General features: G+C 41.3%; 18 protein-coding genes. 9 read left to right on the top strand and 9 right to left on the bottom strand.

Annotated features, from left to right (window positions below):
• Window positions 1–147 precede the first annotated feature (147 nt).
• From AB9K32_RS15835 to AB9K32_RS15815, 5 genes are all read left to right on the top strand, one after another.
• Entirely contained in the window at window positions 148–681 is a 534-nt protein-coding gene (locus AB9K32_RS15835; protein ID WP_369885721.1) for a dihydrofolate reductase family protein, read from the top strand.
• A gap of 145 nt (window positions 682–826) precedes the next feature.
• Entirely contained in the window at window positions 827–1666 is an 840-nt protein-coding gene (locus AB9K32_RS15830) for a DUF5694 domain-containing protein (RefSeq protein WP_369885720.1), read from the top strand.
• Between the two features lie 111 nt (window positions 1667–1777).
• Window positions 1778–3967: a DUF5916 domain-containing protein gene (locus AB9K32_RS15825; protein ID WP_369885719.1), complete on the top strand. Its 2190-nt coding sequence runs from the start codon at window positions 1778–1780 to the stop codon at window positions 3965–3967.
• A gap of 274 nt (window positions 3968–4241) precedes the next feature.
• On the top strand, window positions 4242–5012 hold the full coding sequence (locus AB9K32_RS15820; protein ID WP_224836310.1) for a class I SAM-dependent methyltransferase: 771 nt from the start codon (window positions 4242–4244) through the stop codon (window positions 5010–5012).
• 187 nt (window positions 5013–5199) lie between these two features.
• A complete protein-coding gene (locus AB9K32_RS15815; RefSeq protein ID WP_338196902.1) occupies window positions 5200–5643 on the top strand; it encodes a hypothetical protein in 444 nt (147 codons plus the stop codon).
• A gap of 61 nt (window positions 5644–5704) precedes the next feature.
• Here the strand turns inward: AB9K32_RS15815 and AB9K32_RS15810 are convergent, their stop codons facing one another.
• From AB9K32_RS15810 to AB9K32_RS15795, 4 genes are all read right to left on the bottom strand, one after another.
• Window positions 5705–6544 carry a pseudouridine synthase gene (locus AB9K32_RS15810; RefSeq protein ID WP_252080717.1) on the bottom strand — a complete coding sequence of 280 codons (840 nt, stop codon included), beginning with the start codon at window positions 6542–6544 and terminating at the stop codon, window positions 5705–5707.
• 61 nt (window positions 6545–6605) lie between these two features.
• A complete protein-coding gene (locus AB9K32_RS15805) occupies window positions 6606–7511 on the bottom strand; it encodes a geranylgeranylglycerol-phosphate geranylgeranyltransferase (protein WP_369885718.1) in 906 nt (301 codons plus the stop codon).
• 10 nt (window positions 7512–7521) lie between these two features.
• Complete coding sequence (locus tag AB9K32_RS15800; protein ID WP_252080719.1) at window positions 7522–8460, bottom strand: mevalonate kinase; 939 nt, start codon at window positions 8458–8460, stop codon at window positions 7522–7524.
• Window positions 8461–8602: 142 nt separating this feature from the next.
• Complete coding sequence (locus tag AB9K32_RS15795; protein ID WP_224836305.1) at window positions 8603–9685, bottom strand: diphosphomevalonate/mevalonate 3,5-bisphosphate decarboxylase family protein; 1083 nt, start codon at window positions 9683–9685, stop codon at window positions 8603–8605.
• A gap of 93 nt (window positions 9686–9778) precedes the next feature.
• Here AB9K32_RS15795 and AB9K32_RS15790 point away from each other — a divergent pair, with 93 nt between their 5' ends.
• On the top strand, window positions 9779–10255 hold the full coding sequence (locus AB9K32_RS15790; protein ID WP_224836304.1) for a TspO/MBR family protein: 477 nt from the start codon (window positions 9779–9781) through the stop codon (window positions 10253–10255).
• On the opposite strand, the gene AB9K32_RS15785 is transcribed toward AB9K32_RS15790, so the two are convergent.
• Window positions 10252–10791: a DUF1697 domain-containing protein gene (locus tag AB9K32_RS15785; RefSeq protein WP_286037773.1), complete on the bottom strand. Its 540-nt coding sequence runs from the start codon at window positions 10789–10791 to the stop codon at window positions 10252–10254. The two genes, AB9K32_RS15790 and AB9K32_RS15785, sit on opposite strands and share 4 nt — an antisense overlap.
• Window positions 10792–10850: 59 nt before the next feature.
• Here AB9K32_RS15785 and glpK point away from each other — a divergent pair, with 59 nt between their 5' ends.
• Both glpK and AB9K32_RS15775 read left to right on the top strand, forming a co-directional pair.
• Window positions 10851–12347 carry a glycerol kinase GlpK gene (glpK, locus tag AB9K32_RS15780; protein ID WP_369885717.1) on the top strand — a complete coding sequence of 499 codons (1497 nt, stop codon included), beginning with the start codon at window positions 10851–10853 and terminating at the stop codon, window positions 12345–12347.
• A 25-nt stretch (window positions 12348–12372) separates the two neighbouring features.
• Window positions 12373–13101, top strand: a complete 729-nt coding sequence (locus AB9K32_RS15775) for an MIP/aquaporin family protein (protein ID WP_293298876.1) — start codon at window positions 12373–12375, stop codon at window positions 13099–13101.
• 4 nt (window positions 13102–13105) lie between these two features.
• On the opposite strand, the gene AB9K32_RS15770 is transcribed toward AB9K32_RS15775, so the two are convergent.
• From AB9K32_RS15770 to AB9K32_RS15755, 4 genes are all read right to left on the bottom strand, one after another.
• Window positions 13106–14371 carry an NAD(P)/FAD-dependent oxidoreductase gene (locus tag AB9K32_RS15770; RefSeq protein WP_369885716.1) on the bottom strand — a complete coding sequence of 422 codons (1266 nt, stop codon included), beginning with the start codon at window positions 14369–14371 and terminating at the stop codon, window positions 13106–13108.
• Window positions 14371–15123 carry a glycerophosphodiester phosphodiesterase gene (locus AB9K32_RS15765; RefSeq protein ID WP_369885715.1) on the bottom strand — a complete coding sequence of 251 codons (753 nt, stop codon included), beginning with the start codon at window positions 15121–15123 and terminating at the stop codon, window positions 14371–14373. Before AB9K32_RS15765 ends, AB9K32_RS15770 begins: the two co-directional genes overlap by 1 nt.
• A gap of 117 nt (window positions 15124–15240) precedes the next feature.
• Window positions 15241–17103: an alpha-amylase family glycosyl hydrolase gene (locus tag AB9K32_RS15760; protein WP_369885714.1), complete on the bottom strand. Its 1863-nt coding sequence runs from the start codon at window positions 17101–17103 to the stop codon at window positions 15241–15243.
• A gap of 29 nt (window positions 17104–17132) precedes the next feature.
• Window positions 17133–18152, bottom strand: a complete 1020-nt coding sequence (locus tag AB9K32_RS15755) for a LacI family DNA-binding transcriptional regulator (RefSeq protein WP_224836297.1) — start codon at window positions 18150–18152, stop codon at window positions 17133–17135.
• Between the two features lie 370 nt (window positions 18153–18522).
• On the opposite strand from AB9K32_RS15755, the gene AB9K32_RS15750 reads away from it, so the two are divergent.
• A complete protein-coding gene (locus tag AB9K32_RS15750) occupies window positions 18523–21606 on the top strand; it encodes a SusC/RagA family TonB-linked outer membrane protein (RefSeq protein WP_338196916.1) in 3084 nt (1027 codons plus the stop codon).

Genomic DNA, 21606 nt, shown 5'->3' with positions numbered 1-21606 from the left:
AGTCTACCCACCCATCAATTCAAACAGCCCATTTATCAATTAGCTATTATTTGATAATTTAATTTTACTACTTTTCTCTCGTGAACTGAAGGCCTTTCCATTTAACTATTAAAGAGATTCCGATGGCGGGCTATAAAAAATTTTATTATGAGAAAAATAGTCTATTATGTTGCCTCATCCATAGATGGATACATTGCGGGTGAGAATGATGATATCAGCAAGTTTATGATGCATGGAGAAGGAGTTGAGAAATACAAATCCGATCTAGCTAATTTCAAAACGGTCATTATGGGGCGTAAAACCTACGAATTTGGTTACCAATATGGTCTTGAACCCGGTCAGCCCGCTTACCCGAATATGAAACACCATATCTTTTCCAACACCTTAACTATTGAAAATACATCCGATATGGTAACCGTAGAAAAACTGAGTGTTGAACGTGTAAACGAAATTCGACAAAATGCAAAATCCGACATTTATCTTTGTGGTGGCGGACAATTTGCTGGCTGGTTATTGGACAATGGATTAATTGATGAACTAAAAATTAAACTAAATCCTATTGTTCTAGGAGGAGGTACTAAAATCTTTGGCACCTCCAAGTCAAGTGTCAATTGGGATCTTACGGAAAAGCAATCGTTTCCGGATGGGCTACAGATATTGACCTTCACTAAAAAAAATTGAAAAAACAATATCAAAGACCATCTTTATTAAGCAGATAACGATTTCGGTTTAGGTCTTTATAGCTAGATTAAAGTATGTTGGCCCAGTTTTCTTAAAACTGTAACAATTCCAGTGTTACATCATCATTAAAGAAAACCAATACTCTATGCGAGCAATTTCAGCACTTTATATTTTAGTTTCCACCCTAACTTTTGGACAAGATCAATTAAAATCACCATCAGAATTTTACCCCTCCCAAAAAACCAAAGTTTTGGTCGTGGGTACATTTCATTTTGATTTTCCTGGATTGGACGAGGTCAAAACTGCCGAAGATGATAAAATAGATGTTTTACAGGAACCCAAAAAGTCAGAATTGGAAGACCTCGTAGCATACATCAAAAAATTTAATCCCACCAAAATTGCCATCGAGGCCAGACCTTATTGGAACACCATGCAAAAGTACAAGGAGTACAAAAACGGCATGCACAAAGATGATAGGGACGAACGCTACCAATTGGGCATGCGTATCGCAGCAGACCTAGAATTGGATTCCATTTATGGAATAGATGCCACAGCATTTAGCAACGATTTATACAAACAAGATTCGATTTATGCGAACAAATTGTTCAACAAAGTAGATTGGAATATCGAAGACCCATATTGGGCTTATGCAGAACCTTATTTTGAATACCGTGACAAAAAAATGAAGGACCTGCATCTTTTGGATTTCATCAAATCAATGAATACTCGCGAAGCCCACAATTTTAATTTTGGCCTTTATTTAACGGGATCCATGGCCACGGGCAATGGTCAGGGTGCAGACCACCTGTCCATGTGGTGGTACAATAGGAACGCTCGTATTTTTTCAAAGCTCATTAACATAACCAAGAGCCCCGAGGAACGTATTTTGGTTGTTTTTGGTAACGGGCATGCTGCAATTCTAAGACAATTATTGGAGGCTTCGCCTCAGTACGAATTCGTGGAATTCGACAGTTTGGAAAATTAAAGAGCACCTTCTTTTCCCAAAAAAATAGTGTTTTGACAATTGTCTGTAGGCAAAAATGATTCATTAGCAGCTATCGAAGTAAATTATTACTTTTATGGCACTAAACAAACAATGATCAACCGAGCCTTTTTACCCCCAGTCCTCATGGCCTTTGCCATGTTCTTTTGCGTATTTTCCAACGCCCAAAAGAAAAATGCAGATTACAAAATACACCTGTTCAAAACTGATGAAGCCTTTACCATTGATGGTATAGGCAACGAAGCCACTTGGCAAAAAACTGAACCGGCGAAAGATTTTTTTATGGTTTTGCCCATGGACGATCGCAAAGCCACACAACCATCGGAAATACGAATGGCCTATGACGACAAGCAGCTATACCTCTTGGCTACCTTTCACAAAACTCCAGGAAATACCTACGTGGTGGAATCGCTACGTAGAGATTTCTCCTTTAACGGCAACGATAACTTTTTGTGGTTTATAGATCCCTTTAACAACCAAACCACCGGATTTAGCTTTGGCGCCAATGCCTATGGTGCTCAATGGGACGGCACCATGTCCAACGGTGGGAGCATAGACTTGAATTGGGACAGTAAATGGGTTTCGGAAGTCCAGAGTTACGAAGATAAATGGGTTGTGGAAATGGCTATCCCGTTTAAATCCATCCGGTATGAAAAAGGTGTAAAGGAATGGGGCGTGAATTTTTCGAGATTGGACCTGAGCACCAATGAAAAATCCAGTTGGGTGCCCATTCCCCGTCAGTTCCCGACATCATCATTGGCATACAGCGGTACCATGGTATGGGACAATCCCCCGCCTAAACAAGGCCTAAATTATTCATTGATCCCCTATGTTTTGGGAACAGTAGGCAATTCCAGTATAGATGGCATTTCCTATGAAAATGAATTTAAAGTGGGTGGCGATGTAAAATTGGGAATCACCTCATCTTTAAATTTAGATTTGACCATAAACCCCGACTTTTCACAGGTCGAAGCAGATAGACAAGTGGCCAATTTGACCCGTTTTGAACTCTTTTTCCCGGAAAGGCGTCAATTTTTCCTTGAAAATGCAGACCTGTTTGCCAATTTCGGTTATAGCGAAATACGCCCTTTCTTTTCTCGTAGAATTGGTCTGGGCGTACCCATAATTGCCGGAGCAAGGGTTAGCGGTAATCTAAACCGAAACCTAAGGTTGGGACTTATGGACATGCAAACCGACAATGTGGACGAAACAGGGCTTCCTGGTCAAAACTTTGCCGTGCTTTCATTACAGCAAAAAGTGTTCTCACGCTCGAATATTGGATTGATGTTCGTAAACAAGGAATCTTTGGACTATACCAATTTGGCCGATAGTCTAAAAACTAGATACACCAAGTTCAACCGTAATCTGGGATTGGAGTATAATTTGGCCTCGGCCGATAATAAGTACAATGGAAAGATATTCATGTTAAAATCCTTTGGTCCCGATTCTTCCTACGATGGTTTTGCACAGGGAGCCCATTTGGAATATAGTAGCCGTAATTGGAACTGGCGAGTGCAACAGGAATATATTTCCGAAAACTTTACTTCCGAAGTGGGTTTTGTTCCACGAAACAATTACATAAAAACAGAAGGTTCTTTGGGGTATCAATTCTTGCCGGCTAGTGAAACGGTGGTAAGCCATGGCCCAAAATTCACCGGTTTTTATTATTTTGATCCTAACATGACGTCCACTGACTATGTTTCCATTGTTGGGTATGGGGTGGATTTTATGGATCGTAGTTCTTTTAGTTTTGATGTGTTTAACGAATATGTTAGGCTTTTGGCCCCTTTTGACCCAACAAATACAGGCAAAGAACAACTGGCCGCTGGCACGCAACACCATTGGAACGGAGTTTACATCACGTACAATTCCAAACCCAAAAGTTTATTTACCTATAATTTGACCACAAGGCTGGGTCGTTATTTTTCCAGTGGATATCGAACCAATTTCAATGCAGACGTAGGGTATCGTTTTCAGCCTTATGTGAGCTTGCGCGCCAACCTGAGCTACAACAACCTAGATTTACCAGACCCTTGGCACACTACGGATTTTTGGCTCGTTGGCACCGAGACGGACATTACTTTTACCAACAAATTGTTTTGGAACACGCTTTTCCAATACAACGAACAGAGCAATAACTTTGGCATCAACTCCCGTTTACAATGGCGATATGCCCCAGCCTCCGACCTCTTTTTGGTATTTAACAACAACGAACAGTTATCACCGCTCGAAGGAAATCTATGGTCGTTGACACTTAAGTTTACATATTGGTTCAATAGATAATACTGCAACCCGGACCAAGCTTGTAGTTTTTCCAGTTTATAAAATCTATCCATCGGATGGGTAACGGGCCAGTAATAGCATTATTACCAAAAAAAATATTCCAATACCGAACTCCATTAGTCAACCACGGTATTTTTGATTGCTTTTTTTAAGTATCCCCCCGTTTTCATCATTCGTCAACTCATAACGGGCATTGGTCAATTCACAAGAGAAAAATCAGAGTACTTTCCCCACTTTTATCTTTTTATAACCAAATGGAAGGATAAAATATATGATGGGATTTACCAAATTCTCTTTAAAAGAAAAGCATAGGGAGTACCGAAAATGGAGAAAGGAAAAATTATTTAAAGGGGATGTAGTCCATTGTACTATCTGTAATTCCAACTATCGGGAATTTGGAATCTTTGGCAATACAAAAAGAAAAAATGCACAATGCCACAATTGTGGTTCATTGGAAAGGCACAGGTTAGTTTGGAAATATATTCAAGATAACGAACTGATCAACGAACCCATGCGATTGTTGCACTTTGCCCCAGAAAAAGTATTCTACAATCTATTTTCAGATATTCTGGAGATTGAATATTTCCCATGCGACCTATTTCCGCACGTTTATAACTACAAAGGAAAAACCAAAATTATGGAAGTCGATATCACCAAAATCCCTTTTGATGACAATTCTTTTGATTTTATTCTATGCAACCATGTATTGGAGCATATTCCCAACGATCAACTTGCCATGTCGGAGCTGTTCAGAGTTATGAGGCCTGGCGGTTTTGGCATATTTCAGGTACCTATTGATTACAACAGGGAAGCAACCTACGAAGATTTTTCCATAACCACGGAAAAAGGGCGGTTGAAGGCGTTTGGTAGGCGAGACCATGTAAGATGGTATGGTAAGGACTATAAGGACAGGTTGGCAAACGTAGGCTTTGAGGTAAAGGAGGATGACTTTGTAAATACATTCTCAAAGGAAGAGCAATTTAAATACGGATTTGATACCTCAGAGAAGATTTATCATTGTAGAAAACCCTACAATCGTAAGTAGTTACAAACTCTGATCAGTTGATTGTTAAACTTGCAAAACGCTTCTCAAATGGTACATCAGTTTAATAAAGTCTAAGATATTTTGCCTATGTTAGAAAAGCGATTAACAAAATTCACTTGTCCCTTTATGAGAGAGTGGCCACAAAAAAGTAAATTCGGCCAATAATTATCATTGTAGCCTATTATTAATGAAGAACATACTTACTTATTCACTTGTTATTTTAATTACTGCAACCTCCTGTACAGAAAAAAACAAGGAACAAACCACTAGCAAGAACAAAATTCAACAATCGGTAAATCCGAATGGCGATAGCGAACTGGCAATTTTAATGCGAGAAATGTTCGATGAAGCGGAATCGATCAAACAGCAAATAGCCAATGGAAAACCTGTAAAATTAAACATAGACCATGAGAAAATGCTAACTGCCCATGCGACCGAACCTGAAAAAACAGCTTCAGGGCAGTATAAAGTGTTTGCCGACCTGTATTTACAAAGCATAAAAAATTTGGAGTCTGCAAAAGCAAAACAAATGGACAGTCTTTACAATACAATGGTAGTAAGTTGCCTAAATTGTCATAAAGCATTGTGTCCTGGACCATTGGTCAGGATCAAAAAGTTGCAACGGCTGTAGCACAAACAATAGCTAACCTCTATTTATATAGTCCTACCTCCTCAATAATCCCTTAAAAATATTACCTAATATTCTTCAAATTGATTACCTCTTGCTCGGTTAAGTACCGCCAATGGCCACGGGGCAAATCCTTTTTGGTCAATCCAGCGAAAATTACACGGTCCAGTTTGGTTACTGTGTAGCCCAAATGTTCAAAAATTCGGCGAACGATCCGGTTACGCCCGCTATGGATCTCCACTCCTATTTCCCGCTTTGGCGCACCTTGTATATAACTAATGCTATCCACGGTAATAGGTCCGTCTTCCAATTCCAACCCTTCGCCAATTTTATGGAAATCTGCCAAGGATAGATTGTTATCCAAATGCACATGGTAAATTTTACGCACATTGTGCTTAGGGTGGGTGAGTTTTTTGGTAAGATCACCATCGTTGGTAAATAGCAACAATCCAGTTGTGTTTCTATCCAATCGACCTACGGGCAACAAACGATTGTTCGACGCGCTGGAAACCAGCTCCATAACCGTTCGGCGCCCCTTTTCATCACTCGTTGTGGTAATAAAGTTCTTGGGTTTGTTCAACAGAACATACTCTTTCTTTTCCAAATTGAGACGTTTACCATCAAAACGTACATCATCCGAACGTTTTACCTTGAATCCCATTTCGGTTACCGGTTTCCCGTTCACCGTCACATTGCCCGCAGCTATATAGGTGTCGGCTTCCCTTCGGGAACAAATACCGGCATTGGCAATATAGCGGTTCAGCCGTATTTCGTCCGGGTTGGATTTTTTCTTGGGAGTCCCCTGTTTTGGCCTTGGTGCATTACCCTTGCCAAATGGTTTTTTAGGGTCCCCGCCCTTGTAGTTTTTAGAAGGTCTTCTCCCTCTATTGTCTGATTTCGCCATCAGTCGTATTTTTTTGCAAATGTACTCTTTTTACACTCCAAAAAATCTAAAGCACAAAGAATTACAATATTCGGTTCAGCACCACGTCCACATCGATCAGAAGAATACTAAAAACTCCTGCCACGATAATAAACTTTATAATGTTGTGCAGCCATACATAGTGTTTTTTGGCATCTGCCCTCCACAATAATACCAAGAACAGCACCAAGAGCACAATACATGCCGCAAAGTAGAGGTACATATATCCAACATCGAAGGTTTTAATAAGTAAGAGCGCAGGAATCAAGGTGAGCACAATGAAAAGGGAAATCATCGTTTTGGACGTTTTGGGACCATACAAAATAGGTATGGTCCTATAATTCTGCGCCATATCGCCGGCCATATTTTCCAAATCCTTGATCATTTCACGCGCCAAGATCAACAGGAACAAAAAAATAGCGTGCACAAAAATTACCGCCTGGAAATTTCGATAATACACAAAAACCACAAAAAATGGCGCAATTGCCAATGTGGACGATACCAAATTACCTATAAACGGAATGCGTTTAAGCTTGTGCGAGTAGATCCAAATACCAAAAATATAGGAAGAGAAAAACAGCACTGCTCTGAACGAAATATAGCTTGCTGCAAAAACGGTCAAAAAATTAAGTATGAAATAGGTGGTGAGCTTAAAACGTTGGCTTACCAAACGATCCAACATACTCTTCGTGGGCTTGTTGATCAAATCCTTCTCGGCATCGTAGAAATTATTGATGATATACCCACTGGCTATTGTGAGTGCAGAGGCCGTAACGATCATAAATAGATTTGCGTCCAAAACCACTTCACCAAGAGGAATATCGGGTGCCAAAATATAAATGGAAGCCAAATACTGTGCTAGGGTGATCACAAGAATATTGTACCCTCTAACCACAGAGAACAGACTCAACAGCTTAAAAAGCAAGAGTTTGTTTTTTCTATTGAGCATGTATTGGCATTTAGAAGTTGTAAACCACTTCCAAAGTATGTCCCTTTAAAGCTTTTCTTGCCTTATCGAGGTCTTGGGTAAAGCCCAATATATAACCTCCTCCTCCCGATCCGCACAGTTTTAGGTAATAATCGTTGGTCTCGATTCCTTTTTGCCAAAGCTGATGGAACTTGGAAGGAATCATCGGCTTAAAGTTGTCAAAAACCACGTTGGATAGCTGCTTTAGATTACCAAATAAGGATTTTATGTTGCCATTCAGGAAATCCTCCACACAAGCATCGGTATGTTTAATAAACTGATCCTTGATCATATTGCGGAATCCTTCCTGCTTCATATTTTCCATGAATATCTGCACCATCGGGGCGGTTTCGCCAGTAATGCCGCTATCCAACAAAAAAACAGCTCCTTTGCCCTCGGTATTTTGGGAGGGTATACTGGTAGATTCGATATTATCCTTGGAATTGATTAAAATAGGCAGACTTAAATAACTGTTCAATGGATCCAATCCGGAAGATTTACCATGGAAAAAAGATTCCATTTTTCCGAAAATCGTTTTCAACTGTAGTAACTTTTCGCGCGTCAGGTTTTCCAAAACCGTAATCTTGTCCGTAGCGTAACGGTCGTAAATGGCAGCCACCAAAGCGCCACTGCTCCCAATTCCATAACCTTGCGGAATCGAACTATCAAAATACATACCCTCGGCCACATCCCTTTCCAAAGCTTCGATATCAAAAGAGACCAAGCCTTCTTCCTTAATTTCCAGCGCTTTTAGGTACGCCGCGTAAGCTTTTAGACTTTTGTTGGATTCTTGGGCCATTTCCGAATTGTTCTTGTCCCACTTTAATGCTCCCTTAAAGAAATTATAAGGTATGGACAATCCTTTGGAGTCTTTGATAATACCGTACTCTCCAAACAACAATATCTTTGAATAAAACAATGGACCTTTCATATTACAGTACTAAGATACAAACAATTTTGTTTAATTTTTGATAAAATTTGATGAACAAATAAATTCTATCGATAAAAATAGCATTCCCAATTGGTAAAAAACTTTGGCAAATAACGTAAAAAAACAGCTTAGCTGTTCATTTTTAGCTGTTTATTTTGATGGCCCCCGACCCCACCACATCGTTAATGTACTGTCCGTTCTCGCAATGGTCCGCCAAGTTATCTTTGATAAACTTTTGTACCTTTTCCTTTTCTGATGACGGGTAGAGCAAATGAACATTGGCCCCAGCATCAAGCGTAAAACATAGCGGTATTTTGGTATCAAGCCTGAACTCCCAAACTTTGTTGATGATTTCCAAAGTGTCCGGTTTCATTAAAATAAAGTAGGGCATACTGGTCATCATCATGGCATGCAGGGTCAAAGCCTCACTTTCCACTAGCTTGATGAATCCTTCCAAATCCCCACTTGCCAAAATTGGTTTTAACGTATCCAAATTGGCAAAGGCCTGTTCAAAACGATTCGTGGCATACGGGTGACCGTGCATTAATTGATGGCCGACGGTGCTGCTCACCTGTTTTTGTCCTTTGTGGACCAATAAAATTGTATCACAAAAACCATTAAAAACCGGATGAATTTCGAACGGATACTCGATTCCGTACAAATTGGAACTGTTGGGAATGTTCTTGTGGGCGCCCCATTGCACCATACTGCCTTTTATGCTCCGGCATGCGCTGCCCGATCCCAATCGGGCCAAATAAGATGCCTTGGCATGGAACAGCTCATCCGACATAGCGGGGTTCAGTGTTTTCTCCATATCCATTAAACACATGGACAAAGCGGCCATTCCACTTGCCGAAGATGCAATTCCGCTACTATGGGGAAAGGAATTGGTGGTATCAATGGTAAAGTGGTACTTATCCAAAAACGGAACATACTCCCGAATACGCTCAAAAAAAGTATGGATTTTGGGTTTAAAATCTTCTTTTGCCTTGCCCTCGAACAATAGATCAAAGGATATGCCCCCATTGTTCTTCTTTCCATACGATACCGATGTGGTGGTGGCACAGGTATCCAAAGTAAAACTTATGGACGGATTGGCGGGAATCTGTACCGGTTTTTTGCCCCAATATTTTACCAAGGCAATATTACTGGGTGCTTTCCAGGTCACCTTGCCATTTTCGGGCAATTCCAAATACGTACCGGGCAAAAATTGTTTTTCCGTCATTGGCAATGGATATTTCAACAAATATAAGGAGCGCCAAATTTACAGTAATTAGGATACAAATAAATTCTTAATTTAGTCGAAGTTGAGCCAGCCATGAAAAAAAGAATTATTTACATCGCCATTAGTGTTTTGGTCTGCCTTGTCATAGGTTTTTTGTCCAGTATTGCCACCCAAAGTTCCGTGAACGACTGGTACCTTACACTGAACAAGCCCTCTTTTACGCCGCCCAACGAGCTTTTTGCCCCGGTCTGGACCGCTTTATATGTTATGATGGGCACTGCAGCTGGAATAGTGTGGTCCAAAGGCTATCATCACATTTGGGTAAAAACGGCCTTGTACCACTTTGTTTTTCAGTTGTTGTTAAACGCACTTTGGAGCATAGTTTTCTTTGGACTTAAAAATCCTCTTGGCGGACTAATTGTAATTTTGGCCCTGTTGACCATGATCCTACTTACCATTAAATGGTTCAAGGTGATAAGCAAACCTGCCGCAATTTTAATGGTACCCTACGTAATCTGGGTCGCTTTTGCCTCTGCCCTCAACTACAAAATCTGGGAACTCAACGCTTAGGAATCTATCATTTCCAATAGTTTCAGCATCGTTTTTCGGTTTCGGGTCGTAGCCTCCACTTTTAGTTTGTTCTCAATGTAGTTATTGTTGAGTTTTGCCCTGCCATATCCATTTTTACAGAGTAAATACACACATTTATCGGTAACAAAATAATCTTCATGCTTAAATTGATGTTGATTAAATTGTTCTACCAAATCATGTTCAGGCGAAGTTCTTAGCCAAACATAATAGAGTCTGTTCTCTCCATCGGCATCCATAAATGGACTTTTGTTCAAAACATGCTCTATTTCTTCCTTATTGAACAGTAATACCGGCACCTCAAAACCAAAATTTTGATAAATAGCATCAAAAATATATCGCTGCAAATCGTTTTGTTCTATGTTGCCACCCTCAAAAACAATATTCCCACTTTGAATATATGTTTTCACCTTTTGAAGACCGATTTCCTCTAAAACTCGCCTCAATTCGGCCATTTTAATCTTTTTTTGGCCACTTACGTTTATCCCCCGAAGTAAGCCAATGTATGTATTCCCCATAGTGATTGATTCTGCACCCGAATAAATTTTAGTAAATTCAAGCGCATTAAATTAACAAAATGAACCAATACATCCTTGCTTTGGATCAAGGGACCACAAGCTCACGTGCCGTAGTGTTCGATAAAAAAGGCACAATTGTGTCCATGGCCCAAAAAGAATTCACTCAAATATTTCCCAGACCAGGATGGGTGGAACACGACCCCAGTGAAATCTGGTCCACTCAAGCAGGAGTAGCTGCCGAGGCCGTGAGCAAAAAAGGACTTAAATCCACCCAATTGGCCGCCATAGGAATCACCAACCAACGGGAAACCGTGGTCGTATGGGACAAAAACACCGGTGAGCCGGTGTACAATGCCATTGTTTGGCAAGATAAAAGGACTGCCGATTATTGCGATGAACTAAAAAAAGAGGGCAAATCCGATATCATCCGAAAAAAAACCGGATTGGTAATCGATTCCTATTTTTCCGGAACCAAGGTGAAATGGATCTTGGACAATGTAGAAGGCGCACGACAAAAAGCGGACAATGGCAATTTGATCATGGGTACCATTGACACTTGGCTTATTTGGAAAATGTCGGACGGAGCCCTGCACATTACCGATGTGACCAATGCCTCCCGCACCATGCTTTTTAATATAAATACCATGGACTGGGACAATGAATTACTCGAACTGATGGGCATTCCCAAAAGTATGCTGCCCAACATAAAACAATCCAGCGAGGTTTATGGAAATACCAGTCCCAATATTTTTGCCACCAAAATACCGATAGCCGGCATTGCTGGTGACCAACAAGCCGCATTGTTCGGTCAAATGTGTACAAAACAGGGCATGGTAAAAAATACTTACGGCACAGGTTGCTTTATGTTGATGAACATTGGTGACAAACCCATTGTATCCGAGAACAATCTACTTACCACGGTAGCCTGGAAAATTAATGGTGAAACCACTTATGCCCTAGAGGGCAGTGTTTTTATAGCCGGTGCGGTGGTACAATGGTTACGCGACAGCCTAAATATCATTAAATCCTCCGAAGAGGTAGAAAAACTAGCCAGCTCGGTCAACAGTACCGAAGGAGTTGTATTTGTTCCAGCCTTTGCAGGTTTGGGCGCTCCCCACTGGAACCAGAAAGCCCAAGGAACCCTATTCGGTATTACCCGGGGCACCACCGATGCCCATATTGCCCGGGCAGCCTTAAAGTCCATTGCGTACCAGACCATGGATATTCTTAAGGCCATGGAAGCAGATTCGGGAATTTCCATTAAAGAGTTACGTGTTGATGGCGGTGCAACCGTCAACGATATGCTGATGCAATTTCAGGCCGATGTTCTGAATACCATCACCGTTCGACCAAAAATTGTTGAAACCACAGTAATGGGAGCGGCATATTTGGCAGGTCTTGCCGTTGGTTATTGGGAAAACCACCAAGAGATCCAGGAAATCTGGCAAACCGATGTACACTTTGAACCGACCAACGAACGGGAAACCATAGAACAGGGCATAAAAGAATGGTACCGAGCGATAAAGGCACTTGAATTTTGGACGGAACTTCCATAACCATAAACACTAATATTACATTGATATGACTCCCTTTATAGCAGAAATTATAGGCACTTTTTTGTTAATGGTCCTTGGGTGCGGTGTAGTTGCGAACGTTTCGCTTCAAAAAACTTATGGAAATGGATCTGGTTGGATTGTGATCACTACAGGTTGGGCGATTGCCGTTTACACCGGAGTAGTAGTGGCTGGGCCGTACAGCGGTGCCCACATCAATCCAGCTGTCAGTATTGGGTTGGCCGTGGCCGGAAAATTTCCGTGGAACCAAGTTCCAGCATATATTTTAGCACAATTTATTGGAGCCATGTTGGCGGCATTTTGTGTTTGGCTAGTGAACAAAGATCACTTTAGTGCCACTAGCGATGGTGATACCAAAAGAGCCGTGTTTTGTACTGCCCCTGCCATACCCAATACGTCAATTAATCTTTTTTCAGAGTTCTTGGGCACTTTTGTGCTCGTTTTCTCGGTACTTTTTTTTACCGATGCCATGCTGACCACGGATAATACCATTATTGGCCTTGGTTCTTTAGGGGCCCTACCTGTATCCTTAATTGTTTGGGGCATAGGCCTTTCTTTAGGGGGAACAACGGGTTACGCCATTAATCCTGCCAGAGATCTAGGCCCACGGATTGTACATGCGCTATTGCCATTGCAGAATAAAAGCGGGAATAACTGGGGTTATAGTTGGATTCCTGTGGTCGGTCCCATTGCAGGAGCAATTTTAGCCGCCTGGGCCGCTATACTTTTACAGTGAGCCCCTAGGAAGTTATGGCCTGTGCTGCAATATAGGCACCGGTCCATGCATTTTGGAAATTAAATCCTCCCGTAATGGCATCTACGTTTATAATCTCACCTGCAAAGTAAAGATCGGGATGCAACTTGCTTTCAAAAGTTTTAAAATTGATTTCTTTTAAATCCACACCCCCAGCGGTCACAAATTCTTCTTTAAACGTACTTTTCCCCTCTACCTTAAATGCTGAAGCCGTCAATTGTTCTGCCAACGCCCGAAGCTCCATCTTCGAAATATCTCCCCAACGTTTCTCCGGCCCGATTTGTGCAGCTTCCGCCAATCGTTTCCATAATCGTTTGGGCAGTTCGGTGACATTGGTCCGCATCACGGTTTTTTTTGCCTCCACCTCCTTTACTTCCCTTAGGCTGGCTTCCATGGATTCGGTGGTGTATTCCGGCAACCAATTCACCAATATTCTAAAAGAATAATTGTAATCGTTAAGAATATTTGCTCCCCAAGCCGACAATTTTAAAATTGCCGGTCCACTTAATCCCCAATGAGTTATGAGAACGGGGCCTTCTGCATAGAGAAAAGTATTTTGATCTAGCTTACTTTTAAGATTGAGCGATTTTTTATCCGTATGGAATACCTTTTTGGCCAAAACCTCGACCGAGGCGTATGTACTCAAACCTTGAATACCTTTAATTCTATTATCGGAAATATTAAAGGTAAAAAGTGAAGGCACGGGGGGGACGACCTGATGTCCTAATTTTTCCAGAAGCTTCCATATTTTCGGATTACTGCCAGTGGCCAACAATAGTTTTTTTGATCGATAATGCTTGTTCATCGTGGTCACCTGCCACCCCTCTTCTGCTTTATTTATATCTTTTACGGAACTGTTTCTTAAGACTGTTACACCCAATCGGTCCGCCTCTCCTACCAAACAATCAATAATACTTTGGGAGGAATCGCTCTTTGGAAAAACGCGTCCGTCCTCTTCCACTTTCAATGGTACGCCCCGTTCTTCAAAAAAAGCCATTACGTCCATTGGGGCATAGGCATGGAATGGTCCCAAAAGCTCTTTCTCGCCCCGAGGATAGTTGGCCGCCAAATCTTTGGGCACAAACTCCCCGTGGGTAACATTACAACGTCCACCGCCTGAGATCTTTACTTTGGAAAGAACAGTCTTGCCCCTTTCAAAAATGGCTATTTTCAGATCGGGAGCACGTTCTGCCACTTGAATTGCCGCATAGAAACCTGCCGCTCCACCACCTACTATAATAAGGTCGAACATTAATTCACACGTTCTGGATAATTGGTGATAATACCATCGACCCCAAATTCTGTCATTCTTTGAATGTCTTCGGGTTCGTTAACCGTCCAGGTATATACTTTTAATCCTTCCGATTGGATTTTAGCAGTATTGTTTTGTGTAAGGGTTTTATAATTTGGGTTAATGGCCACGGCATCCAACTCTTTGGCCACTTCCAACGCTTGCAACGGATCTTCGGAGGTCAATACGGCAATTTTAACATCCTTATTGATCGCTCTCATGGCTTGGAGCTCGTCCCATTTAAAGCTGGAAATAATAAAGTTGTCGATATTCCATCCTTTTTCTTTTACATAAAAGTTGATGGCTTGATTAACTTTATCCGTAGTTCCTGCACCTTTTAGCTCTATATTTAGTGCTACCTTGTTATCTATGAGCTTCAGCATCTCTTGGAGCATGGGAATCTTATGCCCACCGTCCAATACAAGTTGTCGCAATTGAAACATATTATATTCCTCAATGTTTCCGCCGGCGTTGGCAAGCCGGTCTACCTTTTTATCATGAAAGACCACAATCTCGCCACTTTGGATCTTGAATACATCAATCTCGATCATATCCACTCCCAGATCCAAAGCTTTTTGTACCGATGCCAGTGTGTTCTCGGTCTCGTGCCCCATGGCTCCTCGATGTCCAATTACCAATGGTTTTGATTTTGTCATTTCACAACTCGTTAAAAGCCAAATGGCTCCAAGTGCAATAAGTAAGTTTTTTTTCATGATGGTTTGGTTATAGGGTTAAAAATACAATTTGTAATTAAAAAACACTCTTCTTACCCCTTGCAGAAACCCAACTTAACCTAAAATTAAAAAATAGGGCCAACTTGATCGGCCCTATTACTTTAATTTAAAAATATAAGATTGTAGTGGAGCCAAATCCAATTGGATTTGTCCTTGCCCATTTATTACGGAAAGTTTTGGGGAAACTTCTCCATATAAGACCTCGGACAACGGGTAATCACCACCTGTTAGCTCCCATTTTGTGATTACATCTTCCGGTACTTTTAGATTTAAGGAATAGTTTTTTAGGGCATCAAAATTGGAAAGTACTATTAGTTTTTCATTGGATGTCCATCTAACGAACGATAGTACTCTGTGATCATAATCCTCCGTATGATCTTTGTTGTAAAAATGAATTTCCTGGTACTCGCCCATCAACGCCTCACTGGATATGGTAAAATTTAACAGGCGTTTGTAAAAATCCCTAAGTTCCCTTTCTTCTTTGGTAAGTTGCCCTCCATCGAACTTTTTATTGTTGACCCACCTTTGATGATGTGGCACCCCGACATAATCAAAAATCGAAGTCCGGGTCGGGTCACCAAACCCAGCATCTTCCGCCCCGGGCTCACCTACTTCTTGTCCAAAATAGATCATTGTAGGAGAGGTACTGATCGTTGCCGACACTACCATGGCCGGCTTCCCCAATTGTGCATTTCCTGCAAAAGCGGGACTTGCGATACGCTGCTCATCGTGGTTTTCCAAAAAATGTAGCATGTGGTGCTCAATATCCGCCATGCCTTTCTGCACTACGGGGATGTGATCTGTCCATCCATACCCCTTCATTATATGTTTTATACTATCGTAGAGCTCGACCTTATCATACAAATAATCCATTTTTCCTTTGTGGATATAATCTCGGTAAAGGGCTGGATTATAGACTTCTGCCAACAAAAAGGCATCGGGGTTCTTCATCTTAATATTGGAGTTAAGGTAGCTCCAAAACTCCACGGGTACCATTTCGGCCATATCAAACCTGAACCCGTCTACTCCAAAATCCAACCAATATTGGGCAATGTCTTTGAACTTGCCCCAAGAATCCGGGAGTGTTTTGTCCTTCCAGAACTCATAATGTTCTTTATAATCTTTCTCTCGGAACGACTCTGGCAGTTCATCAAAATCTTTTGCACCGTCCGGGCGTACCCCATAGTTTATTTTTACCGTTTCGTACCAATCGTTGTAGTGTGGTTGTGCCAGTCTGGAGCCGTTACCTGTCCATTTAGCGGGGTTTTCTTCAAACTTGGAGTCGGCCAAATTGTTTTCTTCACCACCAAGTGGCAGGTATCCTTCCTGCCAATCAGGCACTTTAAAAGCTTCTCCGGGGATATAATAAAAATTATTGTTTACCGCATATTCTTTTGATGTATCATCGGAGCTTCCAAAATCCTCGACTCCGTCCGGATTGGTCTTTCCTTCATAATTTCTTGCTACGTGATTGGGTACGATATCGATAATGACCTTCATACCTGCGTTGTGCGTACGATCCACCAGTGCCTTAAATTCCTCCAATCTTTTTGATGGGTCGATGGCCAAATCCGGATCAACATTGTAATAATCCTTAACTGCGTACGGGGAACCGGCCCTACCTTTTACCACATCGGGGTCATCATTGGAAATGCCGTATTCTGTATAATCATTGATCACTGCATGATGGGGCACTCCGGTATACCAAATATGGGTAACGCCGAGAGCTTTTATTTCGGTCAAGGCTTTTTCGGAGAAATCGGCAAACTTGCCCACACCGTTTTCCTCTATGGTACCCCATGGTGTATTGGTAGTGTTGGTGTTTCCAAAAAGACGGGTAAATACTTGGTAAACTACTTCTTTCTTTTTCATAGGTTGCGGAGCTGGCTTTGGTTTTTCTTTGCACGATTTTAATGCCGCAATGGCCAAGATCAAGATTAGGCCTTTTGTTGTTCTCATGTTCTAAACAGAAATATTTCTTTGTAGAATTAATGTTCTATGGAATCCCTGATCACCAAGGTGGGCTCCAATATTTTGGTCGTATAGCTTTCTTCCTCAGCTTCGCTCTCTACTTTATCGATAAGCATTTCTGCAGAGACCTCGCCCATCTTTTCCCCGTGTTGGGCCACCACGGATAGACTTGGATTGGCATATTTGGACAGCACGCCGTCGGTAAAGCCGATAAAAGCGATATCCTCGGGAATTTTCAATCCTTTTTCTTGGACCAATCGCATGCTGTAGACCGCAAAAATTTCGTTTACGCACAGAACGGCATCAGGGTTCACCTCGTTCAAAAAGGTTTTGATGGCCTGCTCGTCCATCTCCATGGATGGAAGTTTTAAGATCAGCGATTCATCAACGCCCAAATTGCTTTCCTGAAGCGCTTTTAGGTATCCCTTTGTTCTTGCCTTGCTTACACTTAGGTAATCGTCGGTGGTGATCAGGGCAATCTTGTTTTTTCCTTGGTCAATGAATTTTTGAGTTGCACGATAGGCTCCGAGTTCGTCATCGATAATTACCTTGTCACAGTCGATTTCGTTGGTGATCCTATCAAAAAGAACAACAGGTATGCCTTGGTCAGTAACCTCTTTTAAGTGATTGTAATCGCCCTTAGATTGTGTTTCGGAAGATAGTGACATAATAAAACCATCTATACTTCCATTGGCCAACATTTCCATATTGATGACTTCTTTATCAAAAGATTCTTCGGAAAGACAAACAATTACATTATAGCCTCTGGCATTGGCATATTTCTCGATACCTCGGATAACGGTAGTAAAAAAATGATGTACAATATCCGGAATCACCACGCCTATATTCTTGGTGCGCTTATTCTTTAAGCTAATGGCTATATTGTTGGGCTTGTAGTTATAAAGTTTGGCAAAAGCCTGTACTTTCTCTTTGGTGTCCCTACTGATCTCTTCGCTGTTCTTGAGTGCTTTGGAAACTGTAGATATGGAAACCTCCAGCTCCCTTGCAATATCCTTTAAGGTAATTTTTGACTTCAACTATACTTGTATTTAGATTGCAATTTCCGTAACCCTAAAAATACTTAATTAAGATGCTGTACGACGTAAGAAAATCACCTTTTTTACATCGAACATGTTATAAAATCCTATTAAGGCTTAGCGGCCAAAATTGGCAAAAGCATATAATTTACTATATTAGTGTAAATCTTACTACATTCTTAACCACAGCTCACAAAATTAAGATATACTCAAACCACTATATTCATTTCTGTGAATTCAACATTTCCTAAAGTTATCAACACGAAACCGTTTTCGTGATAAATTACAATATAGTTAAATTTACATTAACCTTTTTTTTATATATGTTTAACACTTGAATTAAATTAACTAAACTTAAAATTAATTATCTATGAAGATTACGCTACTAAAAAGCTTTTTGCTGCTTGGGGCATTTTTATGCTTCGGTTTGGCAAAGGCTCAGACAGTATCAGGTACCGTTTCGGATGCGAACGGGCCGTTACCAGGGGCGAGCGTATTGGTAAAAGGTACTACCAATGGTACGCAGACCGATTTTGACGGTAACTTCACCCTAAACAACGTAGAGGATACCGCCACTTTGGTTTTCAGCTACATTGGTTACAAGACTGCAGAAATTGCGGTGAATGGACAATCTACCATTAATGTAACCTTGGAAGAAGACGCGCAAGCTTTGGACGAGGTTGTAATTATTGGTTATGGCCAAACAACGGTTAAAGATGCGACCGGTTCAGTTGCCGCCGTAACCTCGGAGGATTTTAACGGTGGTGTTATTGCATCCCCGGAACAGTTGATCCAGGGTAAAACCGCCGGTGTACAGATTACACAGGCCAGTGGTGAGCCCGGCGCCGGAATGAACCTAAGAATTAGGGGTTCCAACTCCATTCGTTCCAACAACAATCCACTCTTTGTTGTGGATGGCGTGCCATTATCGGGTGAATCCACTACTCCTTCAGGTGGTGATGTAATCAACGGTAGTAATGCAACAAGAAACCCATTGAACTTTATTAACCCCAACGACATCGAAAGTATGTCCATACTTAAAGATGCTTCTGCAACGGCCATTTATGGATCCAGGGGAGCGAACGGGGTAGTTATCATTACCACCAAAAGTGGTAAATCTGGACAAGGCGGTGTTTTTGAATTTAGCTCCAATTTAAGTATTTCCACTCCAGCCAACAGCTATGACCTTTTTGACAGGGATGAATTTTTATCAAAGACCGCTTCAGTAAGAAGTCAAGCAATTGCTGATGCAAATGATTTTGGATACAATACCAATTGGCAAGATTATATTACCAGATCCGTTGCTTCCCAAAACCAAAACCTTTCATATTCCAGAAATTATGGAAGTGGCAATATTAGAGGAACGTTCTCTTACGGAAAGCAATTTGGTGTAATAGAAAAATCAGCACAAGAACGTATTACCGGTAGAATCAATGCAAGTCACCGTTTTCTTGATGACAAATTAAGACTTACATTACAAGCATCCATTTCGCGTGTAAACGATGATGCACCACCAATTAGTGGTACTTCCGGAGCAAGTGGTAACTTGATTGGAGCCGCTTACTCCGCAAACCCAACTTGGCCTGCAAATTCCGAGTTCTTTTTGGAAGGAAATCAATTAAATCCAGCAAACTATCTTGCCAACTTCCAGTCGGTTACGCATACAGACAGAGCTTTGGTCAACTTTTCAGCTGAGTACGATTTTACTCCGGAATTGACCGGTAAGGTAAGCGTTGGTTACGATGATTCTGATGCTGAATCTATTTCTTCAATTTCGGGCAACGCCAATAACTTTAACCGGGTAACCGGTAATGGACAAACTGCATACAATACGTTGAATGCTACCAGTAAACTTTTAGAAGCGACTCTTAATTATAAAAAGACTTTTGACAATTCATCATTGGACGTAATTGTAGGTTACTCTTTCCAAGATTTCCAAAGAGAAGGCTTCAACTCACAAGGATGGCAAGCTCCAACTTCCGACTTAAATGAAATGGGAGAGTTGCTGATTGAAGACGTGAACAACATAAGATCAAGCATCAACGGGCCATACCAGCAAGCTGGATACGCCCCAAATGGAAATTTTGTAAACAGCATTAATCCTTTCGAGGATACTGCATCATTGGGAATTTCTTCCGGCGGATACACCTCGGTTTGGATCGATACCTTTGATAATACTGATGAACTTCAATCTTTCTTTGCAAGAGCAAACTACACTTTGAACGATAAATTTTTGTTCACAGCAACAGTAAGAGCAGACGGTTCCTCAAGGTTTAGTGAAGATAACAGGTACGGATATTTCCCTTCCGGTGCTTTTGCTTGGAAAATTAATGAAGAAGATTTTATAGGTGACAATATCTCAACACTTAAGTTAAGAATTGGTGCCGGTGTTACCGGTAACCAGGAAGGATTGGGATATGCAAACTTCCTAAGAAGAGTTCGTTTCTCCGAACCGAGTATTAGTGATAGTGGCGAAATCTTAAGACCAGGTGCACAAACCGTAGCCGTTCAAAACCCAGATTTAAAATGGGAGTCCACCTTGGATATGAACATTGGTCTTGATTTTGGATTCAACCTAGATCGTTTCAGTGGATCCATTGATTTTTACCGAAAAGAAACTAATGATCTATTGTTCAGACAAGGTGCCGCTGCTCCTGCTGCAGACCCATTTGTTTTCAAAAATTTGGAAGATGGCACAATCATCAACCAAGGGGTTGAAGTCGCCTTGAACTATGATTTTGTGCAAACAGAGGATATTACATTCTCCTCTTCCTTTAACATAGCTTACAACAAAAACGAGGTTGAAGGGTTAAATGGTGTTACCGCCAACTTTGGAGCATTGAACGGGCCTGGACTAACAGACGCTTTTGCCCAAAGATTAGGAGAAGGTAGGTCACTTTTCTCTTATTATATGGCTGAGTACTCGGAAGACAGCAATGGCAATCCAAACTTTAACCCAGACGAGAAAGATTTTGTAGGAGAAGATGGCCTTCCAGATGTGAACGCAGGTCTTTCCTTAAATCTAAGGGTTAAGAATTGGGATGCATCCGCTTACTTTACTGGTCAGTTCGGTTTCTCCGTATACAACAACACGGCTAACGCCTTTTTGAACAGACCAACTTTTGAAACAACAAGAAATGTTGATCAAAGAGGATTGGACACTAACATTAGCCAAGAAGTTTCTACATTATATTTAGAGGATGGCGATTTTGTTAGATTGCAGAACGCAAGTGTCGGTTACAATGTTCCGCTTAGCGGACAAGGAGCCATTAAAAGTTTGAGACTTTCACTTACAGGACAAAACTTGTTCTTGATTACAGACTATAGCGGTCTAGACCCAGAGGTATCATCCTCTACAGGTGACCTTGGAACAGGTATCCCGAGTGCCAGTATAGATTACACTGCATTCCCAAGACCAAGAACTGTAACATTGGGTATCAACGCTAAATTTTAA

The sequence above is a fragment of the Allomuricauda sp. XS_ASV26 genome, assembly GCF_041224615.1.
Taxonomy (GTDB): Bacteria; Bacteroidota; Bacteroidia; order Flavobacteriales; family Flavobacteriaceae; genus Flagellimonas; species Flagellimonas alginolytica.
The sequence above is the reverse complement of the archived record's forward strand: the minus strand, read 5'-3'. Positions and strand labels throughout refer to the sequence as shown.

What these genes read in the sequence shown, in the direction of transcription:
- AB9K32_RS15790 (WP_224836304.1), top strand. Translation starts at nt 9,779, where the DNA reads ATGAAAAAAAGAATTATTTACATCGCCATTAGTGTTTTGGTCTGCCTT.
- AB9K32_RS15770 (WP_369885716.1), bottom strand. Translation starts at nt 14,371, where the DNA reads ATGTTCGACCTTATTATAGTAGGTGGTGGAGCGGCAGGTTTCTATGCG.
- AB9K32_RS15810 (WP_252080717.1), bottom strand. Translation starts at nt 6,544, where the DNA reads ATGGCGAAATCAGACAATAGAGGGAGAAGACCTTCTAAAAACTACAAG.
- AB9K32_RS15765 (WP_369885715.1), bottom strand. Translation starts at nt 15,123, where the DNA reads ATGAAAAAAAACTTACTTATTGCACTTGGAGCCATTTGGCTTTTAACG.
- AB9K32_RS15775 (WP_293298876.1), top strand. Translation starts at nt 12,373, where the DNA reads ATGACTCCCTTTATAGCAGAAATTATAGGCACTTTTTTGTTAATGGTC.
- AB9K32_RS15785 (WP_286037773.1), bottom strand. Translation starts at nt 10,791, where the DNA reads ATGGGGAATACATACATTGGCTTACTTCGGGGGATAAACGTAAGTGGC.
- AB9K32_RS15805 (WP_369885718.1), bottom strand. Translation starts at nt 7,511, where the DNA reads ATGCTCAATAGAAAAAACAAACTCTTGCTTTTTAAGCTGTTGAGTCTG.
- AB9K32_RS15815 (WP_338196902.1), top strand. Translation starts at nt 5,200, where the DNA reads ATGAAGAACATACTTACTTATTCACTTGTTATTTTAATTACTGCAACC.
- AB9K32_RS15795 (WP_224836305.1), bottom strand. Translation starts at nt 9,685, where the DNA reads ATGACGGAAAAACAATTTTTGCCCGGTACGTATTTGGAATTGCCCGAA.
- glpK (WP_369885717.1), top strand. Translation starts at nt 10,851, where the DNA reads ATGAACCAATACATCCTTGCTTTGGATCAAGGGACCACAAGCTCACGT.
- AB9K32_RS15760 (WP_369885714.1), bottom strand. Translation starts at nt 17,103, where the DNA reads ATGAGAACAACAAAAGGCCTAATCTTGATCTTGGCCATTGCGGCATTA.
- AB9K32_RS15820 (WP_224836310.1), top strand. Translation starts at nt 4,242, where the DNA reads ATGGGATTTACCAAATTCTCTTTAAAAGAAAAGCATAGGGAGTACCGA.
- AB9K32_RS15830 (WP_369885720.1), top strand. Translation starts at nt 827, where the DNA reads ATGCGAGCAATTTCAGCACTTTATATTTTAGTTTCCACCCTAACTTTT.
- AB9K32_RS15835 (WP_369885721.1), top strand. Translation starts at nt 148, where the DNA reads ATGAGAAAAATAGTCTATTATGTTGCCTCATCCATAGATGGATACATT.
- AB9K32_RS15750 (WP_338196916.1), top strand. Translation starts at nt 18,523, where the DNA reads ATGAAGATTACGCTACTAAAAAGCTTTTTGCTGCTTGGGGCATTTTTA.
- AB9K32_RS15800 (WP_252080719.1), bottom strand. Translation starts at nt 8,460, where the DNA reads ATGAAAGGTCCATTGTTTTATTCAAAGATATTGTTGTTTGGAGAGTAC.
- AB9K32_RS15825 (WP_369885719.1), top strand. Translation starts at nt 1,778, where the DNA reads ATGATCAACCGAGCCTTTTTACCCCCAGTCCTCATGGCCTTTGCCATG.